This is a genomic window from Halapricum desulfuricans (assembly GCF_017094465.1).
In the GTDB taxonomy this organism is placed as follows: domain Archaea; phylum Halobacteriota; class Halobacteria; order Halobacteriales; family Haloarculaceae; genus Halapricum.
Window position 1 is genome coordinate 1,782,842 of record NZ_CP064791.1, and the last position, 17,143, is coordinate 1,799,984.

Annotated in this window: 18 protein-coding genes; 10 read left to right on the forward strand and 8 right to left on the reverse strand. The window is 64.7% G+C overall.

What is annotated here, in order from left to right:
• Positions 1-11: 11 nt before the first annotated feature.
• Positions 12-695 carry a LysE family translocator gene (locus HSEST_RS09130; RefSeq protein ID WP_229122981.1) on the reverse strand — a complete coding sequence of 228 codons (684 nt, stop codon included), beginning with the start codon at positions 693-695 and terminating at the stop codon, positions 12-14.
• Positions 696-763: 68 nt separating this feature from the next.
• Complete coding sequence (locus tag HSEST_RS09135) at positions 764-1,501, reverse strand: proteasome assembly chaperone family protein (protein ID WP_229120627.1); 738 nt, start codon at positions 1,499-1,501, stop codon at positions 764-766.
• Positions 1,502-1,579: 78 nt separating this feature from the next.
• On the opposite strand from HSEST_RS09135, the gene HSEST_RS09140 reads away from it, so the two are divergent.
• From HSEST_RS09140 to HSEST_RS09180, 9 genes are all read left to right on the forward strand, one after another.
• Positions 1,580-2,488: an RsmB/NOP family class I SAM-dependent RNA methyltransferase gene (locus HSEST_RS09140; RefSeq protein WP_229120628.1), complete on the forward strand. Its 909-nt coding sequence runs from the start codon at positions 1,580-1,582 to the stop codon at positions 2,486-2,488.
• Positions 2,485-2,997: a DUF7122 family protein gene (locus tag HSEST_RS09145; RefSeq protein ID WP_229120629.1), complete on the forward strand. Its 513-nt coding sequence runs from the start codon at positions 2,485-2,487 to the stop codon at positions 2,995-2,997. Before HSEST_RS09140 ends, HSEST_RS09145 begins: the two co-directional genes overlap by 4 nt.
• A 58-nt stretch (positions 2,998-3,055) precedes the next feature.
• A complete protein-coding gene (gene mvaD, locus HSEST_RS09150; RefSeq protein ID WP_229120630.1) occupies positions 3,056-4,021 on the forward strand; it encodes a phosphomevalonate decarboxylase MvaD in 966 nt (321 codons plus the stop codon).
• Positions 4,022-4,331: 310 nt separating this feature from the next.
• Positions 4,332-5,222, forward strand: coding sequence for a coiled-coil protein (locus HSEST_RS09155; RefSeq protein WP_229120631.1), 891 nt, complete (start codon positions 4,332-4,334; stop codon positions 5,220-5,222).
• A gap of 74 nt (positions 5,223-5,296) precedes the next feature.
• The gene (locus HSEST_RS09160) at positions 5,297-6,445 is read left to right on the forward strand and encodes a DUF373 family protein (protein WP_267491855.1); all 1,149 of its coding nucleotides are present in this window, start codon (positions 5,297-5,299) and stop codon (positions 6,443-6,445) included.
• 40 nt (positions 6,446-6,485) lie between these two features.
• Positions 6,486-6,899: a DUF371 domain-containing protein gene (locus HSEST_RS09165; RefSeq protein WP_229120632.1), complete on the forward strand. Its 414-nt coding sequence runs from the start codon at positions 6,486-6,488 to the stop codon at positions 6,897-6,899.
• A gap of 38 nt (positions 6,900-6,937) precedes the next feature.
• Positions 6,938-7,738 carry an endonuclease III domain-containing protein gene (locus HSEST_RS09170; RefSeq protein WP_229120633.1) on the forward strand — a complete coding sequence of 267 codons (801 nt, stop codon included), beginning with the start codon at positions 6,938-6,940 and terminating at the stop codon, positions 7,736-7,738.
• 87 nt (positions 7,739-7,825) lie between these two features.
• A complete protein-coding gene (locus HSEST_RS09175; protein ID WP_229120634.1) occupies positions 7,826-8,866 on the forward strand; it encodes a lysylphosphatidylglycerol synthase transmembrane domain-containing protein in 1,041 nt (346 codons plus the stop codon).
• 36 nt (positions 8,867-8,902) lie between these two features.
• Complete coding sequence (locus HSEST_RS09180; protein WP_229120635.1) at positions 8,903-10,168, forward strand: glycosyltransferase; 1,266 nt, start codon at positions 8,903-8,905, stop codon at positions 10,166-10,168.
• A 315-nt stretch (positions 10,169-10,483) separates the two neighbouring features.
• Here HSEST_RS09180 and HSEST_RS09185 read toward each other — a convergent pair whose 3' ends face one another.
• Positions 10,484-11,410, reverse strand: a complete 927-nt coding sequence (locus tag HSEST_RS09185; protein WP_229120636.1) for a DMT family transporter — start codon at positions 11,408-11,410, stop codon at positions 10,484-10,486.
• Positions 11,411-11,412: 2 nt separating this feature from the next.
• Positions 11,413-11,907 (reverse strand): CBS domain-containing protein, encoded by a 495-nt coding sequence (locus tag HSEST_RS09190; protein ID WP_229120637.1) that lies wholly within the window; start codon positions 11,905-11,907, stop codon positions 11,413-11,415.
• A 124-nt stretch (positions 11,908-12,031) separates the two neighbouring features.
• Between HSEST_RS09190 and HSEST_RS09195 the strand changes: the two genes are divergently transcribed.
• Positions 12,032-12,655 (forward strand): reverse transcriptase-like protein, encoded by a 624-nt coding sequence (locus HSEST_RS09195; RefSeq protein ID WP_229120638.1) that lies wholly within the window; start codon positions 12,032-12,034, stop codon positions 12,653-12,655.
• 117 nt (positions 12,656-12,772) lie between these two features.
• On the opposite strand, the gene HSEST_RS09200 is transcribed toward HSEST_RS09195, so the two are convergent.
• The 4 genes from HSEST_RS09200 to metG all read right to left on the reverse strand — a co-directional run bounded on the left by HSEST_RS09200 (position 12,773) and on the right by metG (position 17,079).
• The gene (locus HSEST_RS09200; protein ID WP_229120639.1) at positions 12,773-13,945 is read right to left on the reverse strand and encodes an SPFH domain-containing protein; all 1,173 of its coding nucleotides are present in this window, start codon (positions 13,943-13,945) and stop codon (positions 12,773-12,775) included.
• Between the two features lie 89 nt (positions 13,946-14,034).
• Positions 14,035-14,592 (reverse strand): NfeD family protein, encoded by a 558-nt coding sequence (locus tag HSEST_RS09205; protein ID WP_229120640.1) that lies wholly within the window; start codon positions 14,590-14,592, stop codon positions 14,035-14,037.
• Between the two features lie 40 nt (positions 14,593-14,632).
• Positions 14,633-14,929: a DUF7312 domain-containing protein gene (locus tag HSEST_RS09210; protein WP_229120641.1), complete on the reverse strand. Its 297-nt coding sequence runs from the start codon at positions 14,927-14,929 to the stop codon at positions 14,633-14,635.
• A gap of 53 nt (positions 14,930-14,982) precedes the next feature.
• Positions 14,983-17,079, reverse strand: coding sequence for a methionine--tRNA ligase (gene metG / locus HSEST_RS09215; protein ID WP_229120642.1), 2,097 nt, complete (start codon positions 17,077-17,079; stop codon positions 14,983-14,985).
• Positions 17,080-17,143: the final 64 nt, after the last annotated feature.

Here is a 17,143-nt window from a genome sequence, read left to right on the forward strand (position 1 = left end):
GGTACCGACAATCAGAGGAGGGTACGTACCGCGTCGATGACGAACAGCGCGCCGAACCCGGCGAATGCGACCGCACTCAGCGTCGCGACCGCCGGAGCGAAGCGATCGACACGCTCGCGGCCGGCGACCAGCGCCGCCGGGAACGCGACGATCCAGAGGACGATCCCGGCGAACAGCCCGGCGATCAAAAGCGGCGTCCCGGTCCTAACGATCAACACACCGGCCAGCGGCGACTCCGAGGACAGCGCCGTCGCCAGCACGTCGATCCGTCCCGGATCGAGCAATCCGACGCCGACAGTGAGCCAGAAGACGATCTGATAGGGGTTGGTGATCGCGAGCGTGAACGCCTTCAGGAACCCGTGTCCGGTCGTCTCCGAATCCTCGCCCTGAAACGTCACGGAGAGATCCCGGACGGCATCGTAGGCGAAATACCACAAGAGAAGCCCACCGATACCGACCATGAGTCCCTGGACCGTGGGAGAGCGCTGGACGACCGTGACGGCACCGAGCAGCGACAGCGCGAGAAAGCACGCGTCGGCGATCATCGCCCCGAGCCCCGCGGTAAAGCCCGCACGCCAGCCCCTGACGACGCTCTCTTCGGCAATGACGGCGTTCATCGGTCCCGGCGGTGCGGCCAGCGCGAGCCCGAAGACGGCACCTGCACCCGCGGTCGCGAGCACCTCGAAGAAACTCATCAGCGTGGTTTCGGGGCTGTCGGTGAAAAGCCCGACGAGTTCAGCCACCGGTGCCCCGACGGGTTCACCTACTGATACATCCCCACGGGCTGAGCCTGTGAGCTCTCGTCGCCGGCCTGTTGCATCCGCTGGGCGAGGCGCTCTTTGGCCTCGCTGATCTCCTGGGCCTGCTCGACCAGCGTCTCCGTCTCGACTTCGACGTCGGCGATCGGCTCGACGACCCGGTCGAGGACCGCCTTCGCCGCGGCCGGGTCCGGGAACTTCGGGGACGCCTCGACGACGAACCCGAGCGCCTCCAGCCCCGCTCGTTCGGCGTGATAGATGAGCGCGCCGGTCGGCCCGCTGACGACGCCGCGCTCGCCGGGCGTCGAGACGTCGACGCCGTCCAACTGCGCGCCCGCTCCGGCGATCGAGAGGCCGACGACGTCGGTCGTCTGGCCGTCAGAACGCTGGGTGCCCGAGATATACAGCGGGAGCGCCCCCTGTTCGTCGATCCAGTTCGTAACGCAGGCGGCGAACTCCTCCGCGGCCGACGGCGAGATCGGGACGTCGCTCTGCAGGACCAGTAGATCGCGTTCCGCGTCCGCGTGGATCCGGACCGGCGGCTCGACGCCGTGGCCGCCCTCGTCGTAAATCGCGACTTCCGGCAACCCCTCGCAGTGAATCGACGCGTAGCGGTCCATCCCGTAGGTCTCGACGAGGTGGTCGGCGGCGATCTTGCCGACGAGACCGAGTCCAGGGAGTCCCTCGATCAGGACCGGCTCGTCGAGCTGGATATCGTCACGGTGTACGTTCACATGCGCCATGTGACATCATACGGCGGGACGTGGCTTACCGTTTGGCCTTCGAAACCCACAAGCCCCGAGTTCGCCAAGGGACGGTCGATGGACGTGCTGTCGCGATACGAGCCGATCGTCGAGGACTACGAGGCCTTTCTGTCGGCCTGTGAGCGGCCGCTCCCCTCGGTCGTCCGGGTCAATACGATCAAAGCGACCGTCGAACGTGCCAAACGGGGACTCGCGGAGGCCGGCATCGAGCTCGATCCGGTCGAGTGGCACCCGCGCCTGTTTCGGTTGCCGGCGGACCAGCCGGGCGCCAACTGGCCGTACTCCCACGGCTGGATCCACGGCCAGGAGGAGGTCTCGGCCATCCCGGCGACCGTGCTCGATCCCGACCCCGGCGAGCGGGTCTGGGACGCGACTGCCGCCCCGGGGAGCAAGACCACGCAACTGGCCGCACTCATGGACGACCGCGGACTGCTCGTCGCGACCGACAGCAATCTCGGCCGCCTGTCCGCGCTGCGCTCGAACACCGAACGGCTGGGCGTGACGAACGTCGCCGTCACCAACGAGGACGCGCGCAACCATTCGCTGAAACCGTTCGGGGGCGAGCCCTACGACAAGGTCCTGGTCGACGTGCCCTGCTCGTGTGAGGGGACGATCCGCAAGAACCCGGACACCCTCGAGGAGTGGTCACTGGGCCACGTCACGGGCATTGCCGACGTACAGCGGGCGATCCTCGAACGGGCGATCCAGACGACCCGCGAGGGCGGCACGGTCGTCTACTCGACGTGTACGTTCGCGCCCGAGGAGAACGAGGCCGTGCTGGATTACGCGCTCGACGCCGAGGACTGTCGGCTCGTCGAGTTCGAGTTGCCGCTAACGTATCGGGACGGCGTGACCGAGTGGGATGACGAGGTTTTCGACCCGCAAGTCGAGCGGGCGAAGCGGATCTATCCACATCACAACGACACGGGCGGCTTTTTCGTCGCGAAACTGGAGGTGCTGGGATGAGCGAGAACGTCAGCCATCGGTTCGACCGACTGCCGGCCACGGAAGCCAAACGGGACGTCGAGAGTCGACCGACCCGTGAGGCGATCGTAGACTTCTGGGCGGACCGGTTCGGGGTCGACCCCGAGGCGTTCGAGGCCTACACCTTCTGGGAGCGGGGCAACGGAAAGGTCTGGGCGTTCGCGGACGACCTGGAGACGCCGGTCGACGTCGAGGCGCTGGGGATGTCGTTCATGCGCACACGCCAGGAGCACTGGAAGCCGACGACCGAGGCCGTCCAGCGGTTCGGGGCCCGGGCAACTCGAAACGTCATCCACCTCGACCGCGGGGCGGCCGAGCGCTTCCTGGCCGGCGAGGACCAGCAACGAGAATGGGACGGCGACTGGGGGTATCTGATCGTTACGCACGACATTGCAGGCGAGCCCGAGCCGATCGGTGTCGGCCTCTACGTCCACGGGGAGTTGCGCTCGCAGATTCCCAAGGGCCGTCGCCGCGAGTTCGGCGGCGAATAACGCCGGTTTCGGCCGTTCGAGACGGCAGCGATAAGTGCGCCGGGACGGATCCACGGGTATGCACGCGACTGCGAAGGCCCACCCGATCCAGGGGCTGGTCAAGTACCACGGGATGCGCGACAGTGAGCTTCGGTACCCGTATCACGACAGCATCAGCGTCTGTACGGCACCGAGCCACACGAAGACGACCGTCTCCTTCGAAGCGGAGGCGGAGACCTACGTCGTCGACGGCGAGACGGTGACCGGCCGCGGCGCCGAGCGGATCCAGTCAGTCCTCGACCGCGTTCGCGAACTGGCCGACATCGACCGTCCGGCCCGCGTCGAGAGCGAGAACTCCTTCCCGACGAACGTCGGGTTCGGGTCGTCGTCGTCGGGCTTTGCCGCGCTCGCGATGGCCGCCGCCGACGCCGCCGGGCTCGATCTGACTCGCCCCGAGATCTCGACGATCGCCCGTCGCGGGTCGGCGTCGGCGGCCCGAGCGGTCACCGGCGGCTTCTCCGTTCTCTATTCAGGCAAAAACGACGAGGACTGCTACGCCGAGCGGATCGAGACCGACTTGGACGAGCAGCTACACGTCGTCGCGGCGCTCGTCCCGACCTACAAGGAGACGGAAGCCGCTCACGCCGAAGCGACCGAGAGCCACATGTTCGACGCCCGGCTGGCCCAGATCCACGAACAGATGGACGAGATGCGCGACGCGCTCCGGGCTGGCGACTTCGGACGAGCCTTCGAGTTGGCCGAGCGTGACACCCTCTCGCTGGCGGCGACGACGATGACCGGCCCGTCGGCGTGGGTCTACTGGCAACCGCAGACGATCGAGATTTTCAACGCCGTCCGACAACTCCGGTCCGAGGGCGTCGAAGTGTACTTCTCCGGTGATACGGGCGCGAGCATCTACGTCAACACGACCGAACAACACGTCGAGAGAGTCCAGGAGACGATCTCGGAACTCGGCATCGAGACGCGCCACTGGACGGTCGGCGGCCCCGCTGAAGTACTCGCCGACGAGCAAGCGCTGTTCTGAGCGGTCGCTTGGGAGGAGTGCCCACGATATGAACCCGCATACAGAAGTATCGCCAGCGGACCGGCAGGGACGGCAACCACAGTTCTCCCGTCCGGCGGTCTACCCGTATGACAGTGAGAAACAATGACCCCCTCGACCGGAATCCTTTAATAGCAGAAAACTGTAGAAGGAGGTACCAGAACGCTCCTGGCGTTCGGCAGCATCGTGCGACGCCCAACATGACAGGGAATCTCGTTATCAGGCGCCAGCCGACTTCTAGCGGTGTCTCTGTCACAAACGGGAGCTGTATGGCATCGGAGGGTTTCAAACCATGGCAGACTCGATAGACGAATCCAAGAACGTATCGGTAACAGACGAAGAACTCGAAACGAAGTCCAAAGGCGAGCTTATCAAGCTCGCTGGCAAACTTCGGGATCGACGCAACGACCTCAACCAGCTCGCTTCTGAGCGCGCGTCCGACCGCGACGATCTGAACGCGAAGACGCGCGAGAAAGTCGACGAAGCACAGGAGCACCGCGAGAAGCGCGACGAGCTCAACGAGCAAGTGCAGGAACACAAAGAGAGCCGAAACGAGCTCAACGCGGAAGCAAACGAGCTGTTCGAGGAGGTCGAGCAGAAGAAAAACGAGCTCGAACTCGACGAAGGCAAGAACATCGACCAACTCGAAGACGAGATCGAGGATCTCGAGTTCAAACAGCAGACAGAAGTCCTGGGTGCCGAAGAGGAGCGCGAGCTGATCGAGAAGATCGAGCAGAAACGCGAGAAGCTCCAGGAACGCAAGGAGAAGCTCGAACAGACCGGCGACATCGACGAGCTCAAAGAGGAGGCCGAGGAGATCCGATCCGAGGCGTCCCGCCATCACCAAAAGGTCACGGAGCTGGCCGACGAGGCCCAGAAGCACCACAACAAGATGATCGAGGCCTATCGCGAGGCCGACGAGATCCGTGACGAGGCCGACGAGATGCACGAGAAATTCGTCGAGGCCCAGGAAGCGGCCGACCAGCACCACGAGGACTTCGTGCGCGTCCAGAAGCGTCTGCGCGAGCTAGACAAGAAGGAAGAAAAGGAAGAGCGCCAGGAGCGCGAGCAGAAACAGGAAGCCGCCCGCGAGGAGGCCGAGGAGATCTACCAGAAGTTCAAAGACGGCGAGACCCTCGAAACCGAGGATCTCATGAAGCTCCAGAAGACGGGGCTGCTGTAATCGAGCGCTGTTCTGTCGTCGCTGTGAACGCGAAGTGTCGAAGGTTTTTATAGATTCGCCGTCTGCTCTGTGCTGTGACAACGCTGGTCGTCAGTATCGATCGGGGTGGGGCAGTCACGGGCGGGATGGATGCCCCCATCGTCGGATGGGACGCCGTCGAGTCGCTAGTGGCGGAGTTCGGCGTCAAAGACCCGGAGGACAGCCAGGTGAACTGCCTGCTGGAATCGCTCCGGGTCGCCCGCGATCTCGAAGACAGCGGCGAGGACGCGGTCGTCGCGATCCTCTCGGGCGTTGGCGATCCGGTCAGTATCGACCGGGCAGTCGCACGCCAGACCGACCAGCTCCTCGCGGAACACGACCCCGATTCGGCCGTCGTCGTCGTCGACAGTGCGGAAGACGAGCGGCTGGTCCCGATCATCGAGAGTCGGATCACCGTCGACGCGGTCGATCGGGTCGTCGTCCGGCAGGCCCGCGATATCGAGTCGACGTACTACCTGCTCAAGCAGTTCCTCGGTGACGAGGAACTCCGGGAGACGGTGTTCGTGCCGGTCGGCGCGGCGCTGATCATCTTCCCGGTCCTGCTACTGGTCGGCAGCGTTGCCGTCGCATTCGGTGCGATAGCGGCCGTGTTCGGTGGGTTTCTCCTCTACAAGGGACTCGGAATCGACGAGTTCCTCGAAACCGCAACGGCACAGATCCAGCAGGCGCTGTATTCGGGGCAGGTCGCGATTGTCACGTACGTGGTGGCGGCCGGACTGGCGTTGATCGGCATCTTCGCCGGCGTGCTCGGGGTCTCGAATATCTCGACCGACGCCGAGCTCCTGATCGGTATGCGGTTCATCTACGACGCCATCCCCTGGGTGACCGGCGCGGCGCTGGCAGCCAGTACCGGTCGGCTCGTCGACGAGTTCATCCGCGACGAGAGAGTTCACAGCGCGTACCTGAATCTACCGTTCGGGGCGGTCGCTGTCGGACTGGTCGTCCGCGGGATCGCTGCGTACTTCCTGACGCGAAGCGAGACGGTGGCGCCGGTCACGGTCCCGGCGATCGAATTCGGACCGCTCAGAATCGCCGAGACCGCCCTGGATCCCGGCGTTGGACTCGGGCTCTACCTGACCGCCGGCGTGCTCGTGAGTCTGCTCGGCGTCCGGTTCGCGGCGTATCTGAACGCGACGACCGGCGACGAGGCAGACGCCGCGGGCGAGGGCAACTCGCCGGGCTAGAGGACAATCCCTATGAATGCCGGGGCACCGACCCCGCCGTATGGACGAAACGATCCACGCGACCGGCCACGAGAACGTCACTGCGACTCACGAGAGTACCTTCGAGTTAACCAGCGACGACTACCTCACGCCCGCTGGCGACTGTATCCTCGGGGTGGAGGCCGACCGAGTGCCGACCGATTTCGACGAGGCGTTCGTCGCCGCGTGTCAGTCCGCGGGCGCGACGATCACCGCCACACTCGAAGCCGGCGATCACACGGTGACCGTCACGGGTCGCGGGCACCCGGATCTGTCTTTCGAGAACGACCGCTCGATGGTCGCCCGCACGAGCGAGTACGTCGACGACCGCACGATCATGATCGGAGCCGAGGCCGCCGCGTCGAATCTCGATCGCGGCTTGATCGAGGCGCTGTCGGCTGGTGCCGAGTTGACGCTGACGCTCTCGGTCGAGTGACCGCGGCGTTTTTTCGATTCCGACCCGGAGTACTCCGTATGTCCGACGACGAGCCAGCCGAAAACATCAGCGGCGGCGACGCGGGCGGCGGACAGGCCACGGTCTTCGAGACCGGGCAACCGGCGACCCGTGCCGAAGCCGTCGTCAATCGACTCGGGGAGTTGTACTGGCAGAAGACCTACGGCGGCCGGGACGCCTTCGAGTCGCTGGTCCGGACGATCCTCAGCCAGAACACCTCCGATACGGCCAGCCAGCCCGCCCACGACAGTCTGATGGAGCGGTACGGGTCTGGAGATCTGGTGGCGAGCCTGGCCGAGGCCGACCAGCAACGCCTCGCCGAGACGATCTCCTCGGCGGGGCTGTACAACCAGAAGTCCGAGCGGATCGTCACGATCGCCGGGCGAATCCGGGAGCAGTACGGGAGCGAAGCGGCCTTCGACGAGTTCGTCCGCGAGGGCGACGCCGACGAGGTTCGCGATTCCCTGCTCGCGTACAACGGCGTCGGCCCCAAGACGGCGGATTGTGTCTTGCTGTTCTCGGGCGGGCAGGACGGCGTCTTTCCCGTCGATACCCACGTCCATCGGATCGCTCGCCGGATCGGACTGGCGCCGCCTGACGCCGACCACGAGACGGTCCGGGAACACCTGGAACGGGACGTGCCCGGCGAGAAATGTGGCTTCGGGCATACGGCGATGATCCAGTTTGGCCGGGAGTACTGCAGCGCACGCAAACCGGCGTGTCTGGACGACCCCGAGGCCTGCCCGATGGCCGATCTCTGCGATCAGGTCGGGGTCGACACGGTGGGCGAGGTCGTCGACCCGAGCGAAGCGGCAGACTGAGAGGGGGAGGTATGGTGGCGGTCGCATTTCGGGCCGGAAACGGTGAAAGTGGATTTTTATACACGCCGTCGTCTACACCCGACTACGATGCGCGTAGACAGACGGTCGATTCTCGTCGGGTTCGCTGGTGCCGGTGCCGTCCTCGCGTTGTTGCTGTGGGTGATCGGTATCGACGGAGTCGTTTCCCATCTGAGCGAAGCGCGGCTCCCGGTCGTCGCGGTCCTATTCGGCCTCGTTCCGGTCTGGCTCACCGCCTGGGGGCTCTGTCTCCACACCGTCCTGCGTGCCCTCGGAACGCCAATGTCCCGAGTGCGTTCGGTCGTCGTGTTCGTCGCCGCGACCTTCGCCAACCAGGTCACGCCGTTCGGACAGGCGGGCGGCGAGCCGATCAGCGCGCTGTTGATCTCCGAGGCTGCCGGCACCGAGTATGAGAACGGGCTGGCGGCCATCGCGAGCGTCGATACGCTGCACTTTTTCCCGTCAATCGGTCTGGCAGTCGTCGGGTTCGGCCTGTTCGCGCTGCGCGGGTTCGAGTTCGGTCGGAGCGTGCTCGTGGCCGGCGCCGCCGTCGCGGTACTCGTCGCCGGGGTCGCCAGCGCGCTGGCGCTCGGCTGGCGGTTCCGAGACTGGATCGAATCGATGGCCATTTCGCTTCTCACACCGGTCGCCCGGCGGGCGGGCCGTATACTGCCCCGAGTCAGCCCGCCGAGTCGGGACGGAATCAGCGAGCGCGTGGACGGCTTTTTCGTCTCGATCGAACGCGTCGGCCGCAACCGGCGGCTGCTGGTGCTGGCCACGACGTTCTCGTTGGCGGGCTGGTTCACGCTGGCAGTCTGTCTCTGGGTTGCGCTCGCCGCGATCGGGTTCGTCGTCCCCTTCCCGGCGATGCTGGTCGTACTGCCCGTGGCGAGCATCGCGGGCGTCTTTCCGGTCCCGGGTGGTCTCGGCGGCGTCGAGGCGGCGTTCGTCGTCATGATCGTCTCCACCACCAGCGTCGCGACGACCGCCGCGACGGCGGCCGTCGTCATCTATCGGGGGGCGACCTACTGGCTTCCGATGCTGGTCGGTGGCGGTATCGCTGCCGTGCTCGTCGACGGTCGTCGTCGTGCTCCGAGCAGCGGACAGTGAGCAACTTTTTTTGCGTTCCTTCGGGACCGTTGACGTATGCCCTCCCTGAGTCGAGTCGTTCGTGGGTCCGTCGGCATCGCCCTCGTCGGGCTCGTCGTCTTCCCGGTGTTGGTGAGCGACGTCGCACGATTCGACACGTCCGTCTCGCCCCCTACTCTGCTTGAAACGCATGTGTTGCTCGGGGCTGCGCTCGCCGTCTTCGCAGGCTCGCTGCTGTTGTATCTGGTCTCGCTGCTCGGCGAGGATCCAAATGCGGTTGTCTACTCCGGTCGATCCGTCGAAGCGCTGGTACCCGTCTACGACGAACCCGACGTCCTGCATCGGTCCGTCGAGCGGCTGCTGGCCTCGTCGTACGAGAATCTGACCGTCACGGTGGTCTGTGAACCCGGCGACCGCCCCTCGATCGAACGGGCTGCCGAACTGACAGCGGATCACGACTGTGCCCGATACATCGTCAACGGGCGTCCCGGATCGAAAGCAGGAGCACTCAACTACGCTATCGAACGCAGCGATGCCGATGTCGTCGCGCTGTTCGACGCCGATCAGGAACCCCATCCGGATCTCATCGCTCACGGAATGGCCGCACTCAAAGATCACGAGGTCGCTCGCGTCCGCAGTCTTCCGCGATCGGACGGTCTCTTGGAATCGATCGTCTACTACGAGTATCTGTTGCTCTTTTTCCTGCCGCAGAAACTGGTTCGGACTCTGCTTGGGCTGGGGTTCGTCGGCACCCGGAGCGTGTTGATCGAGCGATCGGTGTTCGAGACGGTCGGTCTGTTCGACGAAGACGCGCTGACCGAGGATATGGACTTCACCCATCGGTGTCATCAGGCGAGTCTCTCGATCCGTGAGCTGTCCTATTACCCCTGTTTCGAGGAGTCAGCACACACGCTTCGGGACTGGTGGGGCCAGCGCGTCCGCTGGATGACTGGGCACGTCTCCGTCTGTCACGGCCACCTCCGGAGGTGGCGAAACGCGCTCGATACCGAGTTCGCAGGTTCGATGCTGACGCTGGTTGGCACGTTCACAGCCGGAGTCGGCCTGACAATGACGATCCCGATGCTCGTCGTGGCGGCCGCCGCCAACCCCGCTCTCATCACCGCGGAGGTGGGCGGGATGTACGCTGTTATGCTCGCGACCCGGGTGGTCGACAACCGCGTCGCGGACCTTGACGGGCTCGATCTCGGATGGCTACTTATGCCCATCGTACTGACGGCGTTCGGATTCGTTATCGTCCGGGCCGTCGTCGGCTACGCCGTCGGCGAAGGCGTGAGATGGTATCAGGTCGACAAGCACAGCTGAGTCGGTCGGGGCACCCAGTTCACAGCCGGGCCGGACGACGCGTCCCCCCACTCGACCGGAATCCGCCGTTCCCGCGTTTCCGCGCGATCGAGCAGCCGTTCGATCCGCTCGTCCATCGAAGGGGCGCGTCGGAAGGAGACGCGTCAGGACCCCGTCTTTGTCGCCCTGAACGTACAGCGCCGCAAGCAGCCCGCGTTCGGCGCCCCCAGAGGGGCGACAGCGACACGCGGATGATCGATCCCCAGCGACGAGCGGAGCCGGCCGGCTCATACGCGTATCAACGGACGGACAGCGTTCACTTTTCGCGACTCCCGGCTACCTCGACAACGGGGTCGCCCGACGCCAGCGTTCGACCTCGCGTGCCAGTTCCCGTCGTTTCAGGAGGGCGAAGCCGCCGAATATCAGCAGGAAGCCGACGCCGGTCGCGGCGTCGATGACTTCCCCGAGAAACGCGAATCCGACGACCGCCGCCACGACGGGGGCAAGGTAGGAGACGAGGTTGATCTCGACGGGGCCGAGCTTTTCGAGCAGATCGAAATAGACGAGAAAGCCGACAGCGCTGGCGACGATCGAGAGATAGCCCAGGGCGACGACTGCCCGCGGCGTCCAGTCGATCGCCGCGATGGACTCGCCGGGCAGCGCCAGCGCAAGCAGGTGCATCAGGAGGGCCCCGCCGACCATCGACCACGCCTCGAGGGTCTCGATGGGGAGTCCGGCGTCGAGCCAGCGAGTGAGGACACTCCCGAACGCGAACGACAGCGCGGCGCCGAAGATCAGCCCCACGGAAACCGTATCACGGGTGAACAGGTTCGCCGGATCGGGGCGGACGAGTACGATCACACCAGCCAGCCCGAGCAGGAGTCCCGCGATGCCGACCGTCGTCAGCCGTTGTTCGGGCAGCAGCAAGCGAGCGAATCCGGTCGTGAGGACGGGCGAGAGGCTCACCACGACGGCGGCCGCGGCACTGGTCGTGCCCTGTTCGCCGACGAACAACAGGGCATGATAGCCCGCGATCAGAAAGACCGATCCGACCGCGACGGCGGCCAGCTCGCGACGCCCCGTCGGATACCATCGGTCGACAGCCACGGCCGCGTAGCCGAGGACGAGCACGCCCGCGACGTCGTATCGGATCGCAGCGAACAGCACGGGCGGGATGTCAGCCAGCCCGGCCTTGATCGCGACGAAGGCGCTGCCCCAGAAGACGGCCAGCGCGACGAACAAAAGGACGTTCCGGTAGCGCACGTCTAGACCGAGACACCCCGTTCGCTGAGCGTTCGGAGCACGTCCTCGCGGGAGATGATCCCGACAAGCTGGTCGTCCTCGACGACCGGCAGTCGGTTGATGTCCCGGTCGGGATCGGCCAGGTGATCGATGACAGATTCGACGCTGTCCTCCGGCGAGACAGTCACGACATCGGTTATCATCACGTCGCGGATCGGTTTGCCGGCGTTTTTGACGAGGTCGACGCCGACGTCGAGGTCGCTCCAGGAGAGATCAACGCTGTAGGTCAGCGTCTCGACGAACGGCGGGAAACCGACCGGGATCCACAGCCGTCGGTTCGACGGCTGGAAGAGATCGACCAGATCCGTTTCCGTGACGATACCGACGACCGCCCCGTCTTCGACGACCGGAAAGCCGCTGAAGTCCGCTTTCGCGAGGCGAGTCAGTACGTCGCTCACGTCGTCGTCGGGCGTGACCGTTTCGACCGGACTGGTCATGATCTCGCGGGCAGTGACCATACGCGGGACAACGGCCGGCCGGGCCGTATGCGTTCCGGTGATGCCTGTCCGACCCGGTGATGATCGACGTACCGTCGCCGTGTCGGAGCCACAGTTTTACGTAACTGGACCACGAACTGCTGATATGGCCGCATACGGCCGGCCGTCACTTCGAGATCTGTTCGACGAGTCGCCGACGCCGCACATCGCGCATCCGCCCCGGACCCATCACCGTGATTTCTACGTCGCCACCGACGGGTCCCTTCGGGACGACGGGGGCGGACTCGGCGTCGTCATCGAGACGCGCGACGGCGAGCGCGTCGACCGACTCTCGCTTGACCACACTGTCTCTGACAACAACGTCGCGGAATATCGGGCGTTGCACCTCGGACTGGACGTGCTCGCCGATCGCACGCCGTCCGACGCTCGCGTTGGTGTGCTCGTCGATCACGACCAGCTGGCCAGCAACGTCAACGCCGCGGTGCTGGACGCCTGTCGATCGACAGCCCCGTCACCCCATCAGCTCGTGATCCCGCCGGCGACGACTCACCACTGGCGTGGCATCCGTGCTCGGATCAACGGGTTCGACGAGATCCGCGCGGCACGGATCGCGAGCGCTGACAACCCCGCCCACCCGCTCGCAAACGCACCCGGGGAATACGGACACGTCAACGACGGCCCAGACCGATGCATCCGACCTGACCCGATCTCCTCGTCCGATCGGCCGATCCCGCCGCCGTCGCGTTCGGATCGCGGTGCGAGCGACTGATCGTTCGGGACACGGGCCAATCCGGCGAATCGACGTGGCCGATGGCTCCCGTCGTACGGCAGACCGAGTTCTGATCGGTTCAAAACGCGCGAAAAAGCGTTAGACGGGGCCGACCGATCAGTTCCCGGTCGAATCGCTATCGGATCCGTCGCCCGTCTCGTTGAACTCCTCCGAGCCGGGCATCTCGGCGTCCATCTCGTCGATGACTTCGTCGGGATCTTTGATCTCGGTGTCGTCGGCGCCCTGTTTGACCGCCTGGGCCTGTTCTTCCATCTCCTCGACGTCGACCTCGGCCTCCTGGTCGATCTGTCCGAGGATCTCCTCGATGTCGTCCAGCCCGAGCATCTCGCGGGTCGCCTTGTCGAACTCCATTCCTTCGAGTTCGTGACCGTCTGTTTTGGTGTCGCTACCCGTGAGATGTTTGCCGTAGCGGCCGACAAGCGAGGTGAGTTCCTGGGGCAGGACGAACTTCGTCGACTCGCCCTTGCCGATCTCCTCCAGAGTCTCCATCCCGCGCTCGATGACGGCACGTTCACCCATCGATTCGGCGGATTTCGCCCGCAGCACCGTCGAGATAGCGTCACCCTGGGCTTCGAGGATCTGACTCTGCTTTTCACCCTGCGCGCGGATGATGTTGGACTGCTTTTCACCCTGGGCCTGCTCGACGGCGGAGCGCCGTTCACCCTGGGCTTCGAGAATCATCGCACGGCGGCGACGTTCCGCGGAGGTCTGCTGTTCCATGGCCTGCTGGACGTCCTTGCTCGGGTTGACTTCCCGAACCTCGACGCTCTCGACGCGGATCCCCCACTCGTCGGTGGGTTCGTCCAGCTCTTTGCGGATCTTCGCGTTGATCTCCTGTCGTTTGTTGAGCGTATCGTCCAGTTCCATGTCGCCCAGCACCGCCCGCAACGTCGTCTGGGCGAGATTCGAGACTGCACGCTTGTAGTCGTCGACCTGCAGGTACGCTTTCTTCGCGTCCATGACCTTGATGTAGACGACCGCGTCGGCGGTCACCGGCGAGTTGTCGCGGGTGATCGCCTCCTGGCGCGGCACGTCCAGGGTCTGGGTCCGCATATCGAACGTGTGTGTATTCGAGACGAACGGCGGGACGAACGCGATGCCCGGCTCCAGGAGCTTCCGGTACTCCCCCAAGACGGTCAGCGCTTTCTTCTCAGTAGCATCCGTGATGACGACCATCTGCCAGACGACGGCGACAGCGACGGCCAAAATGATGAGGCCGACAAGTGCCAGACCGCCCCCCAACAACTGTAGCGGGACCAGTGCAAACATGCGTCCGGGCCTTCGGCCGACCAGGTAAAAAGTGTTCGGTGACCATCACACTCGACCGCTATCGACCGATTGCCTGCGACAGCGATCGGTTACGCTACTTCGGGGTCCGGTTCGCGGTCGCCGTCGTCACGTTCCCGGGCGAGTTCGCGGTCGATCTCGTCTTCCTCCAGATCCTCGAAGTTCTCGACGGTCAGGACGTTGCCGCCGCCGGGATCGACAACGATGATTTCGGTCCCCTCTTCGATCTCACCGCTGAGCGCGCGAGCCTGATAGTTGGGGTTGAACCCACCCTCGTCGAGCTTGACCTCGCCGCTGGTCTCGGTGACGCGTGCGGTGACGCGACCGGTCTTCCCCTGCAGCGAGTCCGAGTCGCTCGTCCGTGCCGTCCCTTTCCCCCCGTAGATATCGAACTCCCGATAGCCGTAGAGAGCTGCTCCACCGATGAGCATAACCGTCACAGCCAGCACGAACATCGTCGCGATCGCACCGAGCGAGCCGGGCAACGCCAGGCCGACCAGCCCGGCGCCGAGCAGCGCGATCCCGAGAACGATGAAATGCGCCCCGGGGACGAACGCCTCGGCGATGACGAGTCCGGCACCAGCCAGTAACAGGAGCGTCGACAGGCCGAAACCGAGCCACTCAACCATATAGATCCGTTCGGCTTCCGACTGGATAATCCTTCGGTCCCTACGGTCCCGCACCGGCCAGGTAGAACTGCAGGAAAAACGCGAGCGCCAGCAGGACGCCGACGATCAAAAACAGGACGTTCTCGAACGCCGGCGACCCGGTCTCGATGACCTCGCTGTCGCTGGTCGGGGAGCCGAAGACGTTGCCCTCGACCGCGCTCTGATCGTCGTCCAGGTCAGAGAGAGAAAACCGCCACTCGCCGGAGGTGTCGCCGTCGTCCACAACATCGCCGCCGTTGCCCTCGCTCTCGTCCATATCGTCGGCACCGAACTCCCAATCAGACTCGTCGTCAGCCATACGGGAACCAACGAGTTCAGTACCAAAAGGACTGGCGCTGCTGGGAGTGTGCGCTACTGGATGCGCATGCCAACCGGCGCGTCGTCGTGCGTCGTCAGCAGGTCGGCCTCGTCGCCGGCGGCCAGAATCATCCCGTTCGATTCGAACCCGAACAGCTCGGCTTGCTCCATGTTCGCCAGCAGGATTATTTTCGTGCCGGGCAGCTCCTTGAGGTCGTGAAGTTGCTTGATTCCGGCGACGACCTGTCGGGTCTCGACGCCGATGTCGACCTCCAGACGGACGAGCTTGTCCGAATCCTCGATCGGTTCCGCTGTCTCGATGCGGCCGACGCGCATGTCGATCCCTTCGAAGTCATCGAAACTGATCCGGTCTTCGACGAGCGGCTCCAGATCCATATCCCCGGATTGGTCTCCGTCAGTGTCGTCACTTTCGGTTTCCGCGTCGTCTTCCGCTGTTGCCTCCTCGACGCGCGCTTCGAGCTTCTCGTTGAGCTGTTCGACTCGGTCCGCCTCGATCTTCTCGAACAACTCGTCGGGCTCGCCGAAGGTCTCGGGCGGAGCGTCGTGAACGGCCTCGGTGGTCGTCTCGTGGACGCTGCCGCCCTCGCCGAGTTGGTCCCAAAGCTGCTGGGCCTTGCCGGGCGTGAGCGGCTCCAGCAAGATCGCGAGTGCCTTCGCGACCTGGACGCAGTCACGGATGACCTGCGCGGCCTGTTTGGGATCTTCATCGGTGAGCTTCCAGGGCTCGTTGCGCTGGATGTACTCGTTGCCGAAAGCCGCCAGCTCCACTGCAGCTTGACCCGCCTTGCGGATCGAGTAGTCGTTGATCGCCTCGCGGTAGGCGTCTACGGCTTCGTCGATCCGGTCGCTGACTTCCCCGGACACGTCCGCGTCGGGCGTCCCGTCGAAGTTCCGATGGGCGAAGAGCAACGACCGATAGAGGAAGTTCCCGACCGTGCCGACCAGTTCACCGTTGACGCGCTCGCGGAACTTCGACCACGAGAAGTCCACGTCTTGCTGGAAGCCGCCGTTGGTGGCAAGATAGTACCGCAGCAGGTCCTCGTGGAACCCTTCTTCCAGGTACTCACGCGCCCAGACTGCCCGGTTGCGCGAGGTCGAGAATCCCTTTCCATTCAGCGTCATAAACCCGCTGGCCATCACGGACCGGGGTGCGTTGTAGCCCGCGACCTTCAACATTGCCGGCCAGAAGATGGTGTGATGCTGGATGATATCCCGGCCGATGATGTGAACGATCTCGCCGTCCGATTTCCAGGCCTCTTCCCAGTCGTATACGTCCGGACCGACCTGCTCGGTGTACTGCTTGGTCGAGGCGATGTACTCGATGGGCGCGTCGACCCAGACGTACAGGACGAGATCCTCCGCGCTCGATTCGTCGTCACCGTCGATTTCGGGATAGTCAAAGCCCCAGTCGAGATCGCGGGTGATACACCAGTCCTGCAGGCCGTCCTCGATCCACTGGCGGGGCTGGTTACGGGCGTTAGGCGTCCCCTCTAGGCCGTCGAGGAACTCGGTGAGATACTCCGAGAGTTCCGAGACCTCGAAGAACTTGTGCGTGCGATCGCGGTACTCGGCGCGATTGCCCGAGATCGTCGAGACGGGGTCCTCGATCTCGCCGGGTTCGAGATGGCGGCCGCACCCCTCGTCACACTCGTCGCCGCGGGCCGTCGCCCCGCAGTACGGACAGGTCCCCTCGACGTATCGGTCGGGGAGGGGCTGATCGTCCTCGGGGTCCCAGGCGACCTTGATCTCCTTCTCGTAGATGTACCCTTCCGCTTCGAGTTCGCGAACGATCTCGTGGGTCAGCTCGCGGTTGGTCTCCTGGTGGGTGTGGCCGTAGTGGTCGAACTCGACCGCGAACTTCGGGAACGTCTCCTTGTACTGCTCGTGATATTCGAGGGCGAATTCCTCGGGATCGACGCCCTCCTGGATGGACTGGACGGCGATGGGCGTGCCGTGCATGTCCGACCCGCAGACGAAGGCGGTCTGCTGACCCAGTTTCTCCAGGGCGCGACTGAACACGTCGCCGCCGACGTAGGTCCGGAGGTGGCCGATGTGCAGGTCGCCGTTGGCGTAGGGCAACCCGCAGGTCACCACCGCGGGCTCGTCGGTCGGAAACTCCTCGTGGCTCATACCCGTTGTTATCGCTATTCGGGACAAAAACCCGCTGGTTTGCCACGCCGAGACGGTACCCAAC

Coding starts and splice junctions, on each gene's coding strand:
- HSEST_RS09170 (WP_229120633.1), top strand. CDS start 6,938: ATGTCCGACGACGAGCCAGCCGAAAACATCAGCGGCGGCGACGCGGGC.
- HSEST_RS09135 (WP_229120627.1), bottom strand. CDS start 1,501: ATGGCGCATGTGAACGTACACCGTGACGATATCCAGCTCGACGAGCCG.
- HSEST_RS09175 (WP_229120634.1), top strand. CDS start 7,826: ATGCGCGTAGACAGACGGTCGATTCTCGTCGGGTTCGCTGGTGCCGGT.
- HSEST_RS09205 (WP_229120640.1), bottom strand. CDS start 14,592: ATGGTTGAGTGGCTCGGTTTCGGCCTGTCGACGCTCCTGTTACTGGCT.
- HSEST_RS09145 (WP_229120629.1), top strand. CDS start 2,485: ATGAGCGAGAACGTCAGCCATCGGTTCGACCGACTGCCGGCCACGGAA.
- mvaD (WP_229120630.1), top strand. CDS start 3,056: ATGCACGCGACTGCGAAGGCCCACCCGATCCAGGGGCTGGTCAAGTAC.
- HSEST_RS09140 (WP_229120628.1), top strand. CDS start 1,580: ATGGACGTGCTGTCGCGATACGAGCCGATCGTCGAGGACTACGAGGCC.
- HSEST_RS09210 (WP_229120641.1), bottom strand. CDS start 14,929: ATGGCTGACGACGAGTCTGATTGGGAGTTCGGTGCCGACGATATGGAC.
- HSEST_RS09195 (WP_229120638.1), top strand. CDS start 12,032: ATGGCCGCATACGGCCGGCCGTCACTTCGAGATCTGTTCGACGAGTCG.
- HSEST_RS09155 (WP_229120631.1), top strand. CDS start 4,332: ATGGCAGACTCGATAGACGAATCCAAGAACGTATCGGTAACAGACGAA.
- HSEST_RS09165 (WP_229120632.1), top strand. CDS start 6,486: ATGGACGAAACGATCCACGCGACCGGCCACGAGAACGTCACTGCGACT.
- HSEST_RS09190 (WP_229120637.1), bottom strand. CDS start 11,907: ATGGTCACTGCCCGCGAGATCATGACCAGTCCGGTCGAAACGGTCACG.
- HSEST_RS09200 (WP_229120639.1), bottom strand. CDS start 13,945: ATGTTTGCACTGGTCCCGCTACAGTTGTTGGGGGGCGGTCTGGCACTT.
- HSEST_RS09180 (WP_229120635.1), top strand. CDS start 8,903: ATGCCCTCCCTGAGTCGAGTCGTTCGTGGGTCCGTCGGCATCGCCCTC.
- metG (WP_229120642.1), bottom strand. CDS start 17,079: ATGAGCCACGAGGAGTTTCCGACCGACGAGCCCGCGGTGGTGACCTGC.
- HSEST_RS09130 (WP_229122981.1), bottom strand. CDS start 695: ATGAGTTTCTTCGAGGTGCTCGCGACCGCGGGTGCAGGTGCCGTCTTC.